This window comes from Pseudomonas sp. CBC3, assembly GCF_037967085.1.
Classification (GTDB): domain Bacteria; phylum Pseudomonadota; class Gammaproteobacteria; order Pseudomonadales; family Pseudomonadaceae; genus Stutzerimonas.
Genome location: NZ_JBANEO010000001.1, coordinates 195,788 through 214,201 on the forward strand (window position 1 = coordinate 195,788; position 18,414 = coordinate 214,201).

Annotated in this window: 17 protein-coding genes and 1 pseudogene; 8 read left to right on the forward strand and 10 right to left on the reverse strand. The window is 61.5% G+C overall.

Annotation, left to right across the window (positions count from 1 at the left end; genetic code table 11):
• Window positions 1–288: 288 nt before the first annotated feature.
• Window positions 289–1,179: a PA4780 family RIO1-like protein kinase gene (locus V6943_RS00930; protein ID WP_340552337.1), complete on the reverse strand. Its 891-nt coding sequence runs from the start codon at window positions 1,177–1,179 to the stop codon at window positions 289–291.
• Between the two features lie 158 nt (window positions 1,180–1,337).
• Between V6943_RS00930 and ada the strand changes: the two genes are divergently transcribed.
• From ada to V6943_RS00945, 3 genes are read left to right on the forward strand one after another with little or no spacing between them, the layout of a single operon-like run.
• Window positions 1,338–2,372, forward strand: coding sequence for a bifunctional DNA-binding transcriptional regulator/O6-methylguanine-DNA methyltransferase Ada (gene ada / locus V6943_RS00935; RefSeq protein WP_340552338.1), 1,035 nt, complete (start codon window positions 1,338–1,340; stop codon window positions 2,370–2,372).
• A 50-nt stretch (window positions 2,373–2,422) separates the two neighbouring features.
• Window positions 2,423–2,665: a hypothetical protein gene (locus tag V6943_RS00940; RefSeq protein ID WP_340552339.1), complete on the forward strand. Its 243-nt coding sequence runs from the start codon at window positions 2,423–2,425 to the stop codon at window positions 2,663–2,665.
• A 38-nt stretch (window positions 2,666–2,703) separates the two neighbouring features.
• The gene (locus tag V6943_RS00945) at window positions 2,704–3,483 is read left to right on the forward strand and encodes a TatD family hydrolase (RefSeq protein ID WP_340552340.1); all 780 of its coding nucleotides are present in this window, start codon (window positions 2,704–2,706) and stop codon (window positions 3,481–3,483) included.
• 2 nt (window positions 3,484–3,485) lie between these two features.
• Here V6943_RS00945 and V6943_RS20315 read toward each other — a convergent pair whose 3' ends face one another.
• The 5 genes and pseudogenes from V6943_RS20315 to nfi all read right to left on the reverse strand — a co-directional run bounded on the left by V6943_RS20315 (window position 3,486) and on the right by nfi (window position 7,966).
• The gene (locus V6943_RS20315) at window positions 3,486–4,199 is read right to left on the reverse strand and encodes a methyl-accepting chemotaxis protein (protein ID WP_445324116.1); all 714 of its coding nucleotides are present in this window, start codon (window positions 4,197–4,199) and stop codon (window positions 3,486–3,488) included.
• Between the two features lie 141 nt (window positions 4,200–4,340).
• Window positions 4,341–5,552: pseudogene (locus V6943_RS20320) on the reverse strand (HAMP domain-containing protein); the annotation flags it as partial.
• Window positions 5,553–5,753: 201 nt separating this feature from the next.
• Complete coding sequence (gene ampE, locus V6943_RS00955; protein WP_340552342.1) at window positions 5,754–6,590, reverse strand: regulatory signaling modulator protein AmpE; 837 nt, start codon at window positions 6,588–6,590, stop codon at window positions 5,754–5,756.
• Window positions 6,591–6,612: 22 nt separating this feature from the next.
• Window positions 6,613–7,164 (reverse strand): 1,6-anhydro-N-acetylmuramyl-L-alanine amidase AmpD, encoded by a 552-nt coding sequence (gene ampD, locus V6943_RS00960; RefSeq protein ID WP_340552343.1) that lies wholly within the window; start codon window positions 7,162–7,164, stop codon window positions 6,613–6,615.
• Window positions 7,165–7,237: 73 nt separating this feature from the next.
• On the reverse strand, window positions 7,238–7,966 hold the full coding sequence (gene nfi, locus V6943_RS00965) for a deoxyribonuclease V (protein ID WP_340552344.1): 729 nt from the start codon (window positions 7,964–7,966) through the stop codon (window positions 7,238–7,240).
• A gap of 181 nt (window positions 7,967–8,147) precedes the next feature.
• On the opposite strand from nfi, the gene V6943_RS00970 reads away from it, so the two are divergent.
• Window positions 8,148–9,140 carry a GlxA family transcriptional regulator gene (locus V6943_RS00970; RefSeq protein WP_340552345.1) on the forward strand — a complete coding sequence of 331 codons (993 nt, stop codon included), beginning with the start codon at window positions 8,148–8,150 and terminating at the stop codon, window positions 9,138–9,140.
• A 79-nt stretch (window positions 9,141–9,219) separates the two neighbouring features.
• On the opposite strand, the gene zapE is transcribed toward V6943_RS00970, so the two are convergent.
• The 3 genes from zapE to V6943_RS00985 form a co-directional block, all read right to left on the reverse strand.
• Window positions 9,220–10,314: a cell division protein ZapE gene (zapE, locus tag V6943_RS00975; RefSeq protein WP_256048405.1), complete on the reverse strand. Its 1,095-nt coding sequence runs from the start codon at window positions 10,312–10,314 to the stop codon at window positions 9,220–9,222.
• A 152-nt stretch (window positions 10,315–10,466) separates the two neighbouring features.
• On the reverse strand, window positions 10,467–11,825 hold the full coding sequence (locus tag V6943_RS00980) for a tryptophan--tRNA ligase (RefSeq protein WP_340552346.1): 1,359 nt from the start codon (window positions 11,823–11,825) through the stop codon (window positions 10,467–10,469).
• A gap of 75 nt (window positions 11,826–11,900) precedes the next feature.
• The gene (locus V6943_RS00985) at window positions 11,901–12,530 is read right to left on the reverse strand and encodes an alpha/beta hydrolase (protein WP_131649811.1); all 630 of its coding nucleotides are present in this window, start codon (window positions 12,528–12,530) and stop codon (window positions 11,901–11,903) included.
• Window positions 12,531–12,769: 239 nt separating this feature from the next.
• Between V6943_RS00985 and V6943_RS00990 the strand changes: the two genes are divergently transcribed.
• A complete protein-coding gene (locus V6943_RS00990) occupies window positions 12,770–13,201 on the forward strand; it encodes a YhcB family protein (RefSeq protein ID WP_131649810.1) in 432 nt (143 codons plus the stop codon).
• 39 nt (window positions 13,202–13,240) lie between these two features.
• On the opposite strand, the gene nadC is transcribed toward V6943_RS00990, so the two are convergent.
• The gene (gene nadC / locus V6943_RS00995; RefSeq protein WP_131650043.1) at window positions 13,241–14,089 is read right to left on the reverse strand and encodes a carboxylating nicotinate-nucleotide diphosphorylase; all 849 of its coding nucleotides are present in this window, start codon (window positions 14,087–14,089) and stop codon (window positions 13,241–13,243) included.
• Window positions 14,090–14,426: 337 nt separating this feature from the next.
• Here nadC and V6943_RS01000 point away from each other — a divergent pair, with 337 nt between their 5' ends.
• From V6943_RS01000 to V6943_RS01010, 3 genes are all read left to right on the forward strand, one after another.
• Entirely contained in the window at window positions 14,427–16,709 is a 2,283-nt protein-coding gene (locus tag V6943_RS01000) for a DUF1631 domain-containing protein (protein ID WP_340552347.1), read from the forward strand.
• 160 nt (window positions 16,710–16,869) lie between these two features.
• A complete protein-coding gene (locus V6943_RS01005) occupies window positions 16,870–17,043 on the forward strand; it encodes a DUF3094 family protein (RefSeq protein WP_131649808.1) in 174 nt (57 codons plus the stop codon).
• A 51-nt stretch (window positions 17,044–17,094) separates the two neighbouring features.
• Window positions 17,095–18,390, forward strand: coding sequence for an NAD(P)/FAD-dependent oxidoreductase (locus V6943_RS01010; RefSeq protein ID WP_131649807.1), 1,296 nt, complete (start codon window positions 17,095–17,097; stop codon window positions 18,388–18,390).
• The last annotated feature ends 24 nt before the right edge of the window (window positions 18,391–18,414 follow it).

Below are 18,414 nucleotides of genomic sequence, written 5' to 3' on the forward strand. Positions count from 1 at the left end.
CCCTGCATACGGCCCCGGCTGCGCCGGGGTTCGTTCGCTCCATCGCCGCACCGAGGGTCGTCGTACAAGGGCCATCCACCCTTTACGACTCTCGCCGCATCCCTGCGGCTCGCCCCTCTACGCAACGATTCCGCTCACCCTTCTGAAAGGGGCGGTTGGGTGTTGCCTGATGGGTTCGTGCATCGGGCCAAAAAGCCAAAGCAAGGATTTTATGATCTCTCACTCGCCCAGCAGGGCGAAACCCGACCATCAAGCGACTCGACAAACAAGTCACGACTCAACAAGCCATCACCCCCGCATCCACGGCGGCGTCGGCGGCTCGTCGTTGGGCTCATCCGTCGCATTGCGCAACGCTTCCTTACGCGCCTGTTCGGCCAAAGTGGCTTTAATCTCACGCATCACCGCGTCCAGGTCAGCAGCATCCTCCGGCTCGGCAAATTCACCGGTCAGCTCGGTATCCGGCGTCAGCTTGCCGTCCTCATACAGCGCCCACATTTCCTTGGCATAACGGGTGAACTTGAGTTCCGGCGCGAACTGGCCGAAGTACGCCGACATGTTGCTGACGTCGCGTTCGAGCATCTCGAACGCATGGTTATTCCCTGCCGCGTCGACCGCCTGCGGCAGGTCAATGATGACCGGGCCGTACTCGTCGAGTAGCACGTTGAACTCGGACAGGTCGCCATGCACCAGACCGGCGCAGAGCATCTTCACCACCTCGCCGATCATGAAGGCATGAAATTCGCGGGCATCGTCGGGGTGTAGATCAACGTCGTTGAGCCGTGGTGCGGCATCGCCATCCTCGCCAGAGATCATTTCCATCAACAGGACGCCGTCGAGAAAGTCATACGGCTTGGGTACGCGTACGCCAGCATCGGCCAGACGGAACAATGCCGCCACTTCGGCGTTCTGCCAGTTCTCTTCCTTTTCCTTGCGCCCGTGCTTGGAGCCCTTGGCCATGGCTCGGGCGTCGCGGCTGCTGCGTACCTTGCGACCTTCCTGGTACTTCACCGCCTGACGAAAACTGCGGTTGTTGGCTTCTTTGTACACCTTCGCGCAACGCAGCTCTTCACCGCAGCGCACCACATATACAGCTGCTTCCTTGCCGCTCATCAGCGGCCGCAGCACTTCGTCGATCAGCCCATCCTCGACCAGCGGCTCGAGTCGTTTTGGCGTTTTCATCAGTGGCTTACAGACCCTATTCGACTATGCAGGCCTGCAGGTTACGGTAATCGTCAGCACGCTTCCATGCTCGCCAGCAAGTTTGAAAGCGCATTGCGGATTGGCATCGCAGGCGAGCAGGACGGACAATCGAACCCGACTACCCAAGGAGCCGCGCAATGATCGATTTTGACCGCTGCTGGCAAGCCCTCTGCGAACGCGACGCAGACTTCGATGGCCGCTTCGTGTTCGCGGTACGCTCGACCGGCATCTTCTGCCGCCCAAGCTGCCCGGCGCGTCGCCCCCGGCGGGACGGCGTGAGTTTCTTCAGCAATTCAGCCGACGCCGAAGCCGCCGGCTATCGTGCGTGCAAGCGCTGCGCGCCGCATGGCCAGAGCCCGACCGAGCAGCTGGATGCACTGGTAATCGCCGCCTGCCGTCTGCTCGATGATTCCGAGCCGATGACGCTGGACCGATTGGCTGCCCACATCGGCCTGTCCACCTCGCACCTGGCCCGCGCATTCAAGGCCCGAACCGGCCTTACGCCCCACGCATGGGCGGCGGCACGCCGACGCGAGCGGTTGGAGGCGCAGCTTCCGGGCGCCGAATCGGTACTCGGCGCGGCGCTGGAGTCTGGCTATGGCAGCACACGCGGCGCCTATCAGCACATTGCCGCGCTCAGCCCGGCGCAGCGCCGGCGCAAGGGCGCCGGCGAAGCTCTGCGTTATGCAATCAGTCCGTGCCCCCTGGGATTGTTGCTGGTCGCTGCCAGCGACAAGGGCATCTGTGCCCTGTTGTTCGGCGATGAGGAGCAGGCTCTGCTCGACGAGCTTCAATCCCGCTTCGCCGCGGCGGAATTGATATGCGACCAGGCCGGGCTCGGCGAGTGGCTGCGCTCGATCCTGGAGCAGTTGCAAGAGCCAACCCGCGCCGCGCTGTTGCCGCTGGACTTACGCGGCACGGCATTTCAGCAACGCGTCTGGCAGGCCTTGCAGGACATTCCGGCCGGCGAGACTCGCCGTTACGGCGAACTCGCCGCGAGCCTGGGCACCCATGCGCGCGCCGTCGCCCGAGCCTGCGCCAGTAATCCGATCGGGCTGCTGGTTCCGTGCCACCGCGTCGTCGGGGCCAACCAGGCGCTGACCGGTTACCGCTGGGGCATCGAGCGCAAGACCGCTCTGCTCGAATCGGAGCGAGGAGAATCGGGAGCCTGACGGCGATCTGGCGGTCGGATATTCCACGCCACCGGAAAAGAGCCGCCGCCATGACCGAACTGAAACGCTACCGTATCCATTACCTGATCAATGGCAACCCGGCGTCGCTGACGCTGGACGCCTTCGAGGAGCCCGCCATCGAGCAGGCCGAGCTGGAGATTCTTCTGCACCACGTCAGGGAACCGCGCGCAGCCACCGACGCCCCTTGGGAGATTCCGGAGCGCGCCAGCGAGCACAGCCGCATGGCCGAGCTGGGCGTCAGCGACATTCAGATCGAAGAGGAAAAGCGCTGAGCGCCTATGACCCGATGCCACGAAAGGAGACGCCCGCCGTGCGCCTGATCGACACCCACACGCACCTTGACTTCGACCCCTTCGACACCGACCGCAGCGAGGTGCTGGCCCGCTGCGCCCGTGTGGGCGTCGAGCGCGTGCTGGTGCTCGGCGTGCATCAGGCCAACTGGAAGAGGGTCTGGCAAATGGCGCTGGACGAGCCCGCCGTGTACGCCGCGCTGGGCCTGCATCCGGTCTTTCTGCAGGATCATCGACCGGAGCACATGGACGAGTTGCGCGATTGGCTGCAACGTCTGCAAGGGGAAGAAAAGCTCTGCGCCATCGGTGAGATCGGCCTGGACTATTACATCGAGGATCCGGACAAGGAGAGGCAGCAGCACATTCTCGAAGCCCAGCTGGACCTGGCGGGCGAGTTCGAGCTGCCGGTACTGCTGCACGTACGCCGCGCGCATGCAGCGATGATCGCGACGCTGAAGCAGCGCAAGCTCAAGCGCGCCGGCATCGCCCACGCTTTCAGTGGCAGCTGGGAAGAGGCCAGCGAGTACATCAAGCTCGGCTACAAGCTCGGCCTGGGCGGCGCCGGTACCTGGCCACAGGCGCACCGTATGCACCGCGTGCTGCAGCAGCTACCGCTGGACAGCATCGTGCTGGAAACCGACGCGCCCGACATCACCCCTCACAGCCATGCCGGCCAGCGCAACAGCCCGGAATTTCTTCCCGATATCTGTCGCGAGCTGGCGGAACTGCGCGGTATCGCCCCCGAAGAGTTGGCTGAGGCCAGCTATCGCAACAGCTGCGAGCTGTTCGGCTGGCGCTGAGCCTATACGCGGAACGCGCCAATGAGTTGCTGCAACCGACCAACCAGTGCGCTGAGCTCGCGGCTGGCTTGCTCGGTATGCCCAGCGCCTTCGGCGGTACGCTGCCCGGCTTCGTTGATTGCGACGATGTTGCGATCGATATCGTGCGCGACGGCGGTTTGTTCCTCCGCAGCCGCGGCGATTTGCTGGTTCTGATCGACGATAACGCCGACCGCACCAAGAATGTTTTCCAGTGCCTGACGAACCTGGGCCGACTGATTGACTGTCGCATCGGCCATCGAATGGCTGGCATGCATGGTCTTCACCGCAGCACCGACACCGCCCTGAAGTCGCGCAATCATCTGCTCGATTTCTTCGGTGGACTGCTGGGTGCGTCTGGCCAGGTTGCGCACTTCGTCGGCGACCACCGCGAAACCACGTCCCTGCTCGCCGGCGCGCGCCGCTTCGATCGCGGCGTTGAGCGCCAGCAGATTGGTCTGCTCGGCGACACCTTTGATGACATCTAGCACCTGGCTAATGGCCTTGCTGTCGCTGGCCAGCTGATTGATCACGTTGACCGACTGCTCGATCTCCGCGGCCAGTCGCTCGATGCCGCTGACCTGCGCTTCGACCAGGCTGCGCCCGCTCACCGTTTCTTCATTGACGCTCTGCGCGCTGCCAACCGCCGCCTCGGCACTGGACGCAACGCCCTGCGCGGTCGCTGACATCTGATTCATCGCGGTGGCGACCTGCTCGATCTGCCCGCGCTGTTCGGACACCGTCTGATTGCTTTCGCCAGAGACGGTTTCGACGCGCGAAGCCTGACGCTCCACCTCGCCGACCGTCTGACCGACCCGTTCGATCAACTCACGGATCTTGGCCACGGTCTCGTTGAATACCTGGCCCAGCTCGCCCAGCTCATCGCGGCTTTGCACATTGAAACGCGCGGTCATGTCACCGGCGGCGACGCGGTCCATGGTTGCACCGAGGCTCTTCAACGTCGCGCGAGTGGACATGTAGAACGCGCTGTAGAGATACACCACAAGCACGAACACCAGCACCAGCGCGGCCAGCAACAGGGTCATGAGCAGGCGCTTCTGCTCCAGACGCTGTTCGAGTTGTTCGTCGAGGAAGCCCAGAATCGCGTCGTTGAGCGCGTAGGTCTTGGCCATCTCGGCGCTGATCAGGTCATAGAACGCGTCCCATGGCTGATCCAGCGCTTCGGCCATGATCACCTGGTCCTGGAATATATCGCTGCTGATCTTCAGAGAGTCGCGACTGGCGGCGGTGTGGCTGTCGAGCTGGCGCTGCGCAGAGCCGCTACTGGCCAATACGTCCTGTAGCTGAGCGCCGTATTGAGCCTGTTGCTTCTCCAGCTCCAGGAGAAGTTCGTCCAACTTGTTGCTGGCGTCGGAGTTCAGATAGCCCTGGCCAAAGGTGTAGGAGCCGACCGCTCGCCCCTCGCCGAGAATGGCGGTGATCGAGGGCGTGACCGAGGTCAGTAGCTCCGCCAGCATCCGAACATCGCGCTGGCTGTCCTGGCTCAGACCCGACTGGCTGGCGATCAGCTTGATCATCACCTGAGCCTTGCCCAACAGCGCACGCGCCATGGCGACCTTGGTTTGCAGGGATTGCTGCGCCTGCGCCTCGCGCAGGGCGGCATCGAGGTCGTCCCGGCGGGTATTGAATTCGGCCACCTGTTCAGGATTATCGCTGACCGGCGTCAGGCTTTGCATCCGCGCGGACAATCCTCGTTCGGCATCCGCCAATCGGGTCACCAGCGCCTGCACCTCGCCGGTCTGGCCAATGATGCCCTCGATTTCCACCAGGTCTTTCCAGTCTTCCATCTCGCGGCGCAGCTGCAATGCCGTACCCAGCAACTCAAGGCTCTGCAGTTCGGTGCGGGTGCCCTCGAACTCCCGATAGGAGTCGCGCACCAGGTAAAAATTGGTGAGCAGCATGGGGACGAAGAAAAGCACGCTGATCAGGCTGAACTTCATGCCGAAGCTCAGGCGATTCATCAACGCGATGGCGGGATACAAAAGACCTTTCAAAAGACGTCTCCCAATTTTTATTGTTGCCAACAGCATCAAGGCTGCAGCAGGGCTCGTCAGAGTGTGAGGAACTTATACGGGATATCGGTCACAGGTTATGTAACTTAAGGTAATGGCAGAGTGATGGCGCGACAAGCGGCAGAAGGCCCGCCAATTCCGGCCTATCCACGGCGCTTATGCAGAGCGCCGGACGACGGGCTGAGGCGGCGCAGAGCCCGATACGATTGTGCTGGGCGGCTAGAGAAAGAGCGTCCAGAGCGCGATGGCGGCATACCAGAGCATGCGGGTTCTCACCAACAGCGCGGCAAGGCTGTCCAGCCGTGAGATACCCGCCTCGCCTTCATACGGCTCGCGCAGATCCGCCGCAGCCGGACCGATGTCGGCCAGCAGCTGCGGGGCGGGCGTTTCCCAACGCAGCAGATCCTGCAGCAGGGCGCGATTCATTGCGACGAAGTTACCGACCAATCCGAAGCTGACCAGCAGAAGCCGCACCGGCAGCCAGTCGAAGGCGTGTCGCAGCTGCCCCGCCCGCTCGCGCATGGCTTCGCTCCCGGTGTGCTCGATCGTCAGCGCAAGAAGCCGGTAGGCCAGCGCGGCCATGGGGCCAAGCAGCACATACCAGAAGATCACCGCAAAGAAGCCCTGATGATTGCGCCAGAGCAGCTGCGCCTCCACGGCGCGCAACAGGCTCGGCGCATCCAGCGCGCTGAGGCCCAGATCACGCTCGGCCACCAGCGCGGCGGCGTTGTCATCGCCCCGGCGCCAGGCGTCGCGGAATGCTCCGAATTCACGCTTGCCCTGCCCTCGTCCCAGACTGTAGAGCAGCACCAGCAGATGCAGCGGCAAACTGAGCCAGCCGTAGGCCAGCGGCTTGAGTGCCATCAGTAACAAGCCGAGCACCAGCACCGGCAGCAGTACCAACAGCGAAAGACTCAGCCATGGTCTGGACGCCATGTCCGCGCGCCCTTCGACTCGCCGCAGCAGCTGCAGCCACGGGCCGTCGTGCTGCACATCACGTCGCCAATCGGTGAGTTTGTCGATGAGCAGAACCAGCAGCACCACGAGAAAAATCATTATCGAATCCTATGCGAGGCTCTCAGGCCACGATCGAGGCCGCGCGCAGGCGCAGCCAGTCGAATGCCGGGCCGGGGTCGGTCTTGCGGCCCGGTGCGATGTCGCTGTGACCGCGAACCCGCTCCGGCGTGATCGCCGGATATGCCTGCTGCAGCAGGAGGCAAAGGCGGATCAGGCTGTCGTACTGGGCCTCACTGAAGGGCACGTCATCGGTGCCTTCCAGCTCGATACCAAGGGAGAAGTCGTTGCAGCTTTCTCGTCCATTGAAGCAAGAAATTCCGGCGTGCCAGGCGCGATCCAGGCAGGAGACGAACTGGGTGATCGCACCATCACGCTCGATGAGGAAATGCGCAGAGACCTGCAAGGTGGCGATTTCTTCGAAGAAGGGATGTTCGTCGGTGGGCAGGCAATTCTGAAAGAACTGCTGGACCTTGCCGGTCCCGAAGCGACCCGGCGGCAGGCTGATGTTGTGGATGACCAGTAGTGAAATCTCGTCATCCGGGCGCTTGTTGAAATTGGGCGAGGGGCAATGGCGAATGCCTCGGCACCAGCCTGTCGCATGATCCAGCTGCATCGAAGCGGAACCTGGGTTGGCTGTGGGGTCTGCAGGCTAGCGCCTGCACGCTGCCGGCCGCAACCCGGCTGCGCTACCCGAGGTCGATGGTCTGCTGCCCGCCCGCACGCTTTTCATCCCTGCGCGAGGCCAGACGGTCGGCCAACCGCGTCGGCTCCGGTAGCCGATAGCGGGTGACATAGCGCATCACCAGTTGCGGGGCAGTCGCCAGGCTGACCCGGTTGCCGGGCGAAATGATTAGTGGCCGAACCTTGTCCTTGCTGCGCAGCACCGTGCCGATCACCTTGCCGTGCTTGTCCAGCAGATCGACCTGATCGCCGCGCCGCTCGCCGAGCGGCTCATGCTGGCCGGTGAGGATTTTCTTCGCCACTCCGATCGTCGGCAGCCCGGTGATGACGCCCAGATGCGCAGCGATGCCGAGGCCGCGCGGATGCGCAATGCCGTGCCCGTCGGAAAAGATCAGGTCCGGCGTCTGGCCAAGCGAATCGAGCGCCTGCAACACGGCGGGTAGCTCGCGAAAAGACAGCAGCCCCGGAATATACGGCATGCAGGTAGGGATCCGCGCCAAGGTCTGCGCCAGCGGTTCGAGGGTTTCGGCGTCCAGCAGCACCACTGCGGCACGGGTGATCTGGCCGCCCTCTTCGAAACCGACATCGACGCCCGCGATCAGCCGCAGCGGCCCGAAGTCATCCTCTAGCACGACCTTGCTGGCCAGCTCTTTCTGCATTTCCCGGGCAGCGCCGGGACTGCCATCCCAGCCGCTGAATGCACCGGCGCTCGAGCGTGTTGTATTGATTGTCATGGAAGCCCTCTTTGCTGATCAGATCGGCAGAGCCGTGAGCGGTTCCGCCGACTGAGACGGATTGCGACTAGACAGTCAGTCGAAAAACAAGGACGCTCCCGCCGGACTACGGCAGTTTTACCCTGCATTGTCGCTATAAAAGTCCCTATAAAAACAACCGAAACACGTAGAAATCACACCCATGCTCACCGCCCAACCGTTGAAACGTATCAGCATTCTGGCCACCGATGGGGTGTTTGCATCCACCCTGATGCATGCCAAGGATTTTTTCCACATGGCCAGCCTGCGCTATGGCAAACAGCTGGGGATGGATTTGACGCCGGCCTTCGAGACGGTGCTGGTCAGCCCGGATGGCCGGCCGGTCACCACGTTCAGCGGTGCCAGCGTTGCGGTAGATGGCGCGCTGGATGGCGCCGATGCGGTGATATTGCCGGCGTTCTGGGGCGATTTCGATGCGCTTGGCCAGCAGTACCCGCAGGTGACGCCCTGGCTGAAGGAACGACACGCGGCCGGCAGCACCATCTGCGGCGAAGCCACCGGCGCATTCTGGATGGCTGCCGCGGGATTGCTCGACGAGCGCGAAGCCACGACTCATTGGCGCTTCGCGCGTGAGTTCGTCGAGCGATTCCCACGAGTGCTCTTTACTCAGGAGAAGCATCTGACCGACAGCGACAATCTGTACTGCGCAGGCGGCACCACTTCGGCATGCGATCTCTACATGCATCTGGTCGAACGCTTCTGCGGCTCGCATATCGCGCAGGGCATGGCCCGCGACGTGCTGTTCGAGGTGCAACGCAACTACAGCCCAGGACGCATCGGCTTTGGCGGCCAGAAGCTTCATCTGGACACTCGCGTGCTGCAGATTCAGGAATGGCTCGAGGAGCATTTCGCGGAGAAATTCCGCTTCGAGGACGTGGCGCGCGACCACGGTATGAGCATTCGTAACTTCATGCGCCGGTTTCAAGCGGCGACCGGCGACAAACCGTTGCATTACCTGCAGCGGTTGCGCATCGAGACAGCCAAAAACCTGCTCTCCACCACCCGCAAGAGCATAAAAACCATTAGCTACGAAGTGGGTTACGACGACGCCAGCTTCTTCGCTCGGCTGTTCCGCCAGCACACCGAGCTATCGCCGAATCGGTATCGGCAGCAGTATCGGTATAAGAGCGGCTAGAAGCTGTCAGCGGGCCGGACAGAATCCGGCCAACCTTTGCTTTTTTTGAGCCTCAAGCTTCTGGCTTCAAACTTCCTCTCTACGGTTTATGCGGTCGAGCCAGATACTCATGCGACTGCATTTCCAGCAGACGGCTGAGGGTGCGCTGGAATTCGAATTCCAGACGGCCGCCGGCATACAGGTCCTTGAGCTCGACCTCGGCCGAGAGGATCAGCTTGACGTTGCGGTCGTAGAACTCGTCGACCATGTTGATGAATCGCCGCGCCATGTCGTCCTTGGAAACGTCCATTCGCTCGATATTGGAGACCAGCACTGCGTCGAATATCTTGCCCAGCTCGATATAGTCGTTCTGGCTACGCGGTCCATCACAAAGCTCGCGAAACTCGAACCAGGCGACGCCGCCGGCCGTCTTGCGTGCGACGATCTCGCGGTTTTCGATCATCAGCGCTTCGTTTTCCTGCACCCGACACTGCTCCGGCAACAGGCTGCGAAAGCTCTTCTCCAAGCTCAGCTCCGCCTCGGCATCGAGCGGGAAGTGGTAGAGCTCGGCCTGTTCGAGCGCGCGCAGGCGATAGTCGATGCCGCTGTCGACGTTGACGATCTCGGTGTGCTTCTTCAAAAGCTCGATAGCCGGCAGGAAGCGGGCCCGCTGCAGACCGTCCTTGTACAGGCCGTCCGGAACGATGTTGGACGTGGCCACTAGACTCACACCATTCTTGAACAATTCTTCGAGCAGGGTCGCGAGGATCATCGCGTCGGTGATGTCCGACACGAAAAATTCGTCGAAGCAGATCACGCGTGACTCATCGGCGAAGCGCTTGCCGATGATGGTCAGCGGGTTCTTCTCGCCCTTGAGGGTGCGCATTTCTTCGTGCACGCGCTTCATGAAGCGGTGGAAATGGGTGCGAGTCTTCTGCTCGAAGGGCAGCGCGTCGAAGAAGGTGTCGACCAGATAGGTCTTGCCGCGACCGACACCGCCCCAGAAGTACAGGCCCTTTACCGGTTCCTGCTGCTTCTTGCCGAATAGCTTGCCCAGCAGCCCGGATTTGTTGCGGTCGTCGGCGAGCAGATCGTCATACAGACGCTGCAGATGGCGCACGGCAGTTTCCTGGGCGGCATCGTGGAAGAAGTCGGGACGTTTCAGGTCTGCCTGATAGCGCTCAAGAGGTGTCATGGCGGGGTCTGGGTAGTGAAACGGGGCCGACACTTTAGCCGTGCCCTCGGTGGTTGGCAATTTACGCAGATCGTTCAAGCGCTTGGGCCTCGAGGAAAACAGGGATCGGCAGCGATGCCGTTCAAGTAATGAACGGCAGACAGCCCTAAGAACTACACGGCAAGTGTCGCCAATGCCTGGCGCAGGCGCAGCATGGCGGCTTCCAGCGCCTGCTCATCTGCGTAGCCGGGGCTGTCGGCGATGCATTCGCCATCCAGCCACAGCGTGAATTGATTGCTCTCATCGGCACGGAGTTCCAGGGCATCCACACCCTGCGCGATCAAATGTTGGCTGGTCACACCGATCGCCTTGGGATCGTTGAACGGCCGCGATAACAGCAACTCTTCGCCATCGGCTGCAAAAAATCGGAAGCGGAAGCTACCATCGCTTTCACGGAAACTGGCGAAGCGCGCGGCCTTTCCGCCTTTTTTCTTGGCTGGCGCGGCGCTTGCCACTTCACTGCGGAAATTACGCAGCCCCACCGCTTCACGCAGCTCGCCGAGGAACGGTGTAGCGAGCTTGCGCGCCTTGGCGGCACCGGCCTGCAGGATGTCCTCAAGATCGCCGGGGCGCTGCATCAGTGCGTGATAACGCTCGCGAGCCTCGCCCAGCTCGTTGTCCAGCAATTGGAACAGACGCTGCTTGGCCTCGCCCCAAGCCAGCCCGCCGACTAGCTCAGCGCGGAACTCGGCCAGTTGCGCCGGCGCGGCGAAGGCTTGGTAAATAGTGAACAGATGGGAGTCGTCCGGGTCTTTCGGCTCGCCCGGCAGTTTCGAGTCGGTGACGATGCGCGCGATGGTGCTTTTCAGCCCCTTGGCACTGGCGAACAGCGGAATGGTGTTGTCATAGCTTTTGGACATCTTGCGCCCATCGAGCCCCGGCAAGGTCGCCACGCCCTCCTCGATCACGGCGGCAGGCAGGGTAAAAAACTCCTTGCCATTGCCGAACAGATGATTGAAGCGTTGGGCGATATCACGCGCCATTTCGACATGCTGAATCTGGTCTCGACCGACTGGCACCTTATGTGCGTTGAACATAAGAATGTCCGCCGCCATCAGCACCGGGTAGCTGAATAGCCCCATGGTGACGCCAGCATCCGGGTCCTCGCCCAGTTCGACATTCTTGTCCACTGATGCCTTGTACGCATGCGCGCGGTTGAGCAGCCCCTTGCCAGCAACGCAGGTCAACAGCCAGGTCAACTCAGGGATTTCCGGGATGTCGGACTGCCGATAAAAGGTCACCCGATCCGCATCCAGACCACAGGCCAGCCAGGTGGCGGCGATCTCCAGGCGCGACTGCTGGATGCGCAGCGGATCGTCACACTTGATCAGTGCGTGATAGTCGGCGAGGAAGTAGAAGGAATCGGCATCGGCTTCGCGACTGGCCACGATAGCCGGCCGAATGGCCCCGGCATAGTTGCCCAGATGGGGCGTGCCCGTAGTGGTGATGCCGGTAAGGATTCGGGTTTTCATACGATCATCTCGATTCAGTCAGCGCAAACGGCAGGCGGCTAGAAGGCCATTTGAAGGCGGTCACGCAGCGGAGCACTAGGCCAGCCGCGGCGCTACCAGCTCTTTCAGCTCGACCAGCTTGCCGTGGAAAAAGTGGCCGCATTCTGCCACTTTCAGCAGCTCGTGGGGGCGCTGGAGCTCAGCCGAGAACGCGTGCACCGAAGCCGGATCGACGACTTCGTCATCGTCTGGCTGGATAACCACCAACTCGCAATGCTCGGCCAGCGGCTGATCCGCCAGTCGCGAAACCGCCGGCGCGACCATGAACAACCGTTCCAGCGACTCGCCACGGGCCTCGAGCCGACCAGCCAGCGTGGCCGCTACGAAACCACCAAAAGAGAAACCCATCAGGGTCAATGGCAGCCCGGGATGCTGATCACGAAGCCAGCGCAGGGCAGCTTCGGCGTCATCCACTTCACCGGTATTCATGTCATGGCTGCCGGCGCTGCCGCCAACGCCACGAAAGTTGAAGCGCAGCGTGGCATAGCCGGCATCGCGCGCGCTGCGCTGCAGCGTCGAGACCACCTTGTTGAGCATGGTCCCGCCCTTTACCGGGTTGGGATGACAGATCAGCGCCAGCCCGCGAGCATCGGGTTGATCGAAATACAGGCCTTCCAGCACACCGGCCGGACCCTCGATGGAAATGGGGGTTTCACGTTTCAACAAAGTAACTCCGTGACGTTAGGGCGAGTCGACTCGTCTTGCTTGCACCTGCGTCGCGATCGCCGCATCGCGTCGCGGTATACAGGGCAGGTACGAGACGTTAACGTATCAGGCCGTGGGAAAACCACCGCACAGCAGCCGATAGGACGGTGCAGAGCACCGGATGTCAGCTGCGTCCGGCATCTCACCATCACACAGCTTCGCTGCCGAACAGCACAGCCGTTTATATAGAGGAAGTACTCGTGGAACAGACCCTCGCGACCTGGTTGCTCCCGATCGTTGGCGTGATTGCCGGCATCGTCATTGGATATCTGATCGCGCGCAACAGCGCACCGAACAGCACGCAGCGTCAGGTGGATGAATTGCAGGAGCGCCTCGATACCTATCAGAGCGAAGTGGTCACGCATTTCAATACGACTGCCAGCCTGCTGCGCAAGCTGACTAACAGCTACCAGGACATGCAGAATCATCTATCCGAAGGCGCCGACAAACTCGCCCTCGACGAACAAACCCGTCAGCGTCTGCTAGCCGCGTTGCATAGCGAGGAAAGCCACAGCCACCGGGAACGCTTGAACTCACCGGCATTTACCGAGCCGCCGAAGGACTACGCGCCCAAAGACGGCGACACGCCCGGCACACTGAACGAAAACTTCGGCCTGAAAAGCCGGCATTGACTCTAGGGCGGCACGTCTCGCGTGCCGCTCCCTCACGCACTACTGCTTCAAACGCATAGACAGATCGATCGCCCGCACGTGCTTGGTCAGTGCACCGATCGAAATGTAGTCCACACCGGTTTCAGCAATCGCGCGTAGCGTCTCGTCATCGATGCCACCCGAGGCCTCCAGCTTTGCCCGCCCCGCCGCGATGCCTACCGCAGTTCTCATGTCAGCCAGGCTCAACTCGTCGAGCATCGCGATATCGGCGCCTGCGCGCAGCGCCTGCTCCAGCTCGTCAAGATTCTCCACCTCCACCTCTACCGGTTTGCCCGGCGCGATGCGATGAGCCGCGGCAACGGCTTCGACGATTCCACCACAGGCGGCAATATGGTTTTCCTTGATCAGGAACGCGTCGTACAGGCCGATTCGATGGTTATGGCAGCCGCCGCACGTCACCGCATATTTCTGGGCCAGGCGCAGGCCCGGAAGCGTTTTACGCGTATCGAGCAGACGGACTCCGGTACCCTCGACCAGATCCGCGTAATGCCGACAGCGCGTCGCGACGCCGGACAGCGTCTGAAGAAAATTCAGCGCCGCACGCTCGCCACTGAGCAAGGCGCGCGCAGGCCCCTCAAGATGAAAAAGGACCTGATCGGCCGCGACCTGCTCGCCATCGGCCGCATGCCAATGAACCGCCACCCGCGGATCCAGCTGCCGAAACACGGCATCGACCCAGGCCGTGCCACTGATTACCGCTGCCTCACGCGTGATGACCGAGGCATACGCGAGCCGTTCAGCAGGGATCAATTGAGCCGTGATGTCACCGGTGCCGACGTCCTCTGTCAGCGCTTTACGCACATTGGTTTCGATTTCGGCGGAAAGGTCCGCAAGAGTGATATTGGTCACGACGGGCTCCCATTGAATTCGACGAGAGTATACGGCGTCGCCCCGCCACGACGCAGCATAGAGCCGTTTGCGGGCAAAAATGCCCGTGGGCAGCCGTGCCTGGGCTAATGCCTTGCCAACCGCTTGTAGGAATTTCGGGAAGTATCTGTGAGCCGCATCATGTCCAAGGCAAAACCGCGCTAGGCTAATAAATAAGATGCATGTAATGTCTCCGTTAATTGGCGCCACCAAAATGGCGGCCATTGGCCATGACTGACAAATCGTTGCCCCTGCCCATTAACAGCGGCATGCTACGGGTTGTTGAGCGCTTGCATCAGCAGGCGACCGGAGAGTCTCGATGCGAACCGATGCGAAAGTGGTGCACCTGAAGGCCGCCCCTGAGCAAAAGCAGACCTCACCGACAGGCAGGTTGCCCGTCGCGCTCATCAGCGTCCGCGATAAAGCAGCTCAGCAGCTGCGTTCGGCATTGCAAACGCTGTTCGACAACGCTGACGACTCGCTCTTCGAAATCGCAGACCGCGCTACCAGCAACGCCGAACAGAACGCATTCTTCGAAGCCATGCGCGATCTGCGGATGAAGCGCCGCGGCATCGAGCGCAGCTTTCTACAGCAGGTTTTCGAATCCTTTTCCAAGCTCAACCAGTACGAAATCGGAAAACCCGCGCCGCAGGAAGCATCATTCGAAAGCCTGGCGCTGGTGCAGAACGACGAACTGGAAGAGTCGGTTGCGATCGACACCATGGTCGCCAAGGTAATGAGCCGCACCACCCAGCCGCTCAGTCACCTCACCACACGCATGAATGTTCTGGTCAGCAGGAAGCTGGACGACAAGAGCAACCCGCTTGGCCCACAGCAGCTATGCGAATACTTTCTTGAGGCCTGCCGCAACCTGGGCGTCGAGATCAAGGTCAAGCTGATCATTCTCAAACTGTTCGAGCGTTACGTGCTGACGGACCTCGAACAGCTTTACGCCGAATCGAACCAGACCCTGGTCGCAGCAGGCGTTCTGCCGGAACTGCAGTCCAGCCCGCCGCGCCGCTCACCTAGCCGCCCGAACGCACAGGAAGGCAGTACACAACGAACACCGGGCTCAGGCTTCAATCAGTCGCCCGCATATTCAGATGACAGTGCTCACGAAGCGTTTGGCGCGCTCCAAACACTGCTTTCGGAACTACGCGGAAGCGCGCTGCCCGCCCGCAACCTGCCTAGCGATGCCATTCCGATTTCCAGCAATGACTTGATGCGGCTGCTTTCGCATCTCCAGTCTCGCGCCCCACAGCAGATCGATGAATACGATCTGCAGGGCCAGCTCGAGCAGCTCCTGCACCGCGTCAGCGCCAAGAGCGGTAAATCTCGTGTGGTTGGAGAGGTCGACGAAGACGTCATTAATCTGGTGTCGATGCTGTTCGAGTTCATCCTCGACGACCGCACCCTGCCCGACTCGCTCAAAGCGCTGATCGGTCGATTGCAGATCCCGGTGCTGAAAGTTGCCGTTCTGGACAAGACCTTCTTCAGTCGCGGCAGTCACCCCGCCCGTCGCCTGCTCAACGAGATCGCCTCGGCCGCCATGGGCTGGGTCGATCAGGACGAAGCGCAGCGCGACAGCCTGTATCAGAAGATCGAGCAGATCGTGGCTCGCCTGCTGAACGACTTCGTCGACGATCCTGCCATCTTCTCCGAATTGCTTGCCGACTTCCTCGCTTTCACAGGAGACGAGCGCCGTCGCAGCGAGCTGCTTGAACAGCGCACGCGAGACGCCGAAGAAGGACGCGCCAAGGCCGAAATGGCCCGCCAGGAAGTAGAGCACGCTCTCAATGAACGCCTGCTCGGCAGAACTCTCCCCGAGGTAGTCGTCCGGCTGCTGCAGGAAGCATGGAGCAAGGTTCTATTGTTGACCTGCCTGAAAAACGGCACTCAATCCGAGCAATGGCGGGACGCCATGGCGACGATGGACGACCTGATCTGGAGCGTTACGCCTCACGAGGATCCAGCGTCCCGGGAAAGGCTGCTCGAGCTGGTTCCCAGCCTTCTTAAGAATCTTCGTGAAGGCCTGGTCAGCGCAGCATTCGACCCCTTCTCTACCAGCGACTTCTTCACCCAGCTCGAAGCGCTGCATGTCCAGACCCTGCAGCAGCTCAACCAACCTACTTCGAATAACGCCCCGCTCGCGCACGGTGAAATCATCACCGAACCGAAGCTGGAACTGCCGCCGCGCGACGAACACCCCGCCGAAGCCCCCACGCCAGCGATGGTCGAAGTCAGCGAGGAAATCGTGCTATTGGCGCCTGGTGAAAGCCGGGAGAAGGAACCCGAGATCAACCTGGCGGACAATGATGAAGCGCTGATACAGGTCGATAATCTACGGGTCGGTAGCTGGGTCGAATTCCAGGAAGACGAGGACCACAAGCTACGTTGCAAGCTGGCCGCTGTGATCAAGCCCACCGGCAAATACATCTTCGTCAACCGCACCGGCATGAAGGTTCTGGAAAAGACTCGCATGGGGCTCGCCACAGAGTTCCGTCGCGGCGCAATCCGCCTACTCAACGATGCCCTGCTTTTTGATCGCGCACTGGAATCGGTGATCGGAAACCTTCGCAGCCTGAAGAGCAGCGGACGCTAAGTGCAACCGGCGTGCCGGCTGATGCCTGCATGCCCTCCTTTCGTTGTCCGCTGCCGCATCACACAGCCTCCGCCCTGCTTCGATACCCGCCCTCATTTGCCGCCGCGCTTGGCATTTGCCGTCGCGCCGCTAGAATGCCCGCATATCCTTCGAGGTGCGTATGCCCAGCCGCCTGAACCCCGACGACCAAAAACGCGTTGACCAATACCTCAGCGCGCCACAGCACCAAGTCGAGCGCCGCCCCTTTCGGCCCTGGCTGCTCCTTGCGCTGATACTCGTGACGGTCATCGGCCTGGGCTTATTGAGCCGCCTCCTCAGCCGCCTGGTGTTATGAGTATCGCCCAGATGAGCAACCGAATTCCGCAAAAGCCTTATGAGTCCATCCATGACACACCGTATCGTAATCGTCGGCGGCGGCGCCGGCGGCCTGGAGCTTGCCACCCGCCTGGGTAGAACGCTGGGCAAGTGCCGCAAGGCGCGCATCACCCTGATCGACGCCAATCTGACGCATATCTGGAAGCCATTGTTGCATGAGGTCGCTGCCGGCTCGCTGAACTCGTCCGCCGATGAGCTCAATTACGTCGCACAGGCCAAATGGAACCATTTCGAGTTCCAGCTCGGCCGTATGAGCGGACTTGAGCGGGAGCGCAAATGCGTACACCTTGCCGCCTCGCTCGACGAACACGGCGCCGTGCTGGTACCGGCTCGCACGCTCAGCTACGACACCCTGGTGATCGCGGTCGGCAGCACCACCAATGACTTCGGCACCAAAGGCGCAGCCGAACACTGCATCTTCCTCGACACCCGTGAGCAGGCTGAGCGCTTTCACCGCCGCCTGCTCAGCCACTACATGCACGCTCACGCCAGCGAAGGCCGGCACGGCACGATCAACATGGCCATCGTCGGCGCCGGCGCGACGGGCGTCGAACTTGCCGCCGAGCTCCACCATGCCGCACGCGAGCTCGCTGCTTACGGCCTGGATGGCATCAAACCGGAAAACGTCCATATCACGCTTATAGAGGCTGGCCCGAGGGTTCTGCCGGCGTTGCCGGAGCGCATCAGCCAACCTGTACATCAGACGCTACAGAACCTGGGCGTGACCGTGCAGACCAACGCCGCCGTGAGCGAGGTAACCGAGGAGGGTCTGCATACCAGCAATGGCGACTTCGTAGCGGCGACCCTGAAAGTCTGGGCGGCCGGTATCCGGGCGCCGAGCTTCCTGCACGAAATCGACGGACTGGAAACCAACCGGATCAATCAGCTGCAAGTTCTGCCAACTCTGCAAACCACGCGGGACGAGAACATATTCGCCTTTGGCGACTGCGCCGCCTGCCCTCAACCGGACAGCGACCGTAACGTACCGCCGCGCGCCCAAGCCGCGCATCAGCAGGCTTCACTGTTGGCTAAATCGATCGCTCGACGCCTCGAAGGCCAAAACCTGCCTAGCTATCGCTACCGTGATTACGGCTCTCTGATTTCGCTCTCGAGCTTCTCTGCGGTCGGCAATCTGATGGGCAATCTCACAGGCAACGTCATGCTCGAGGGCTGGCTGGCGCGGATGTTCTATGTCTCGTTATACCGAATGCATCAGATCGCGCTGTATGGAGTAGCTCGTACCACGCTGATGATGATCGGCGACAAACTCAGCACCAGTACCGTGCCGCGCCTGAAACTGCACTGAGCTTTATGCCCATGGGTCTGTTCC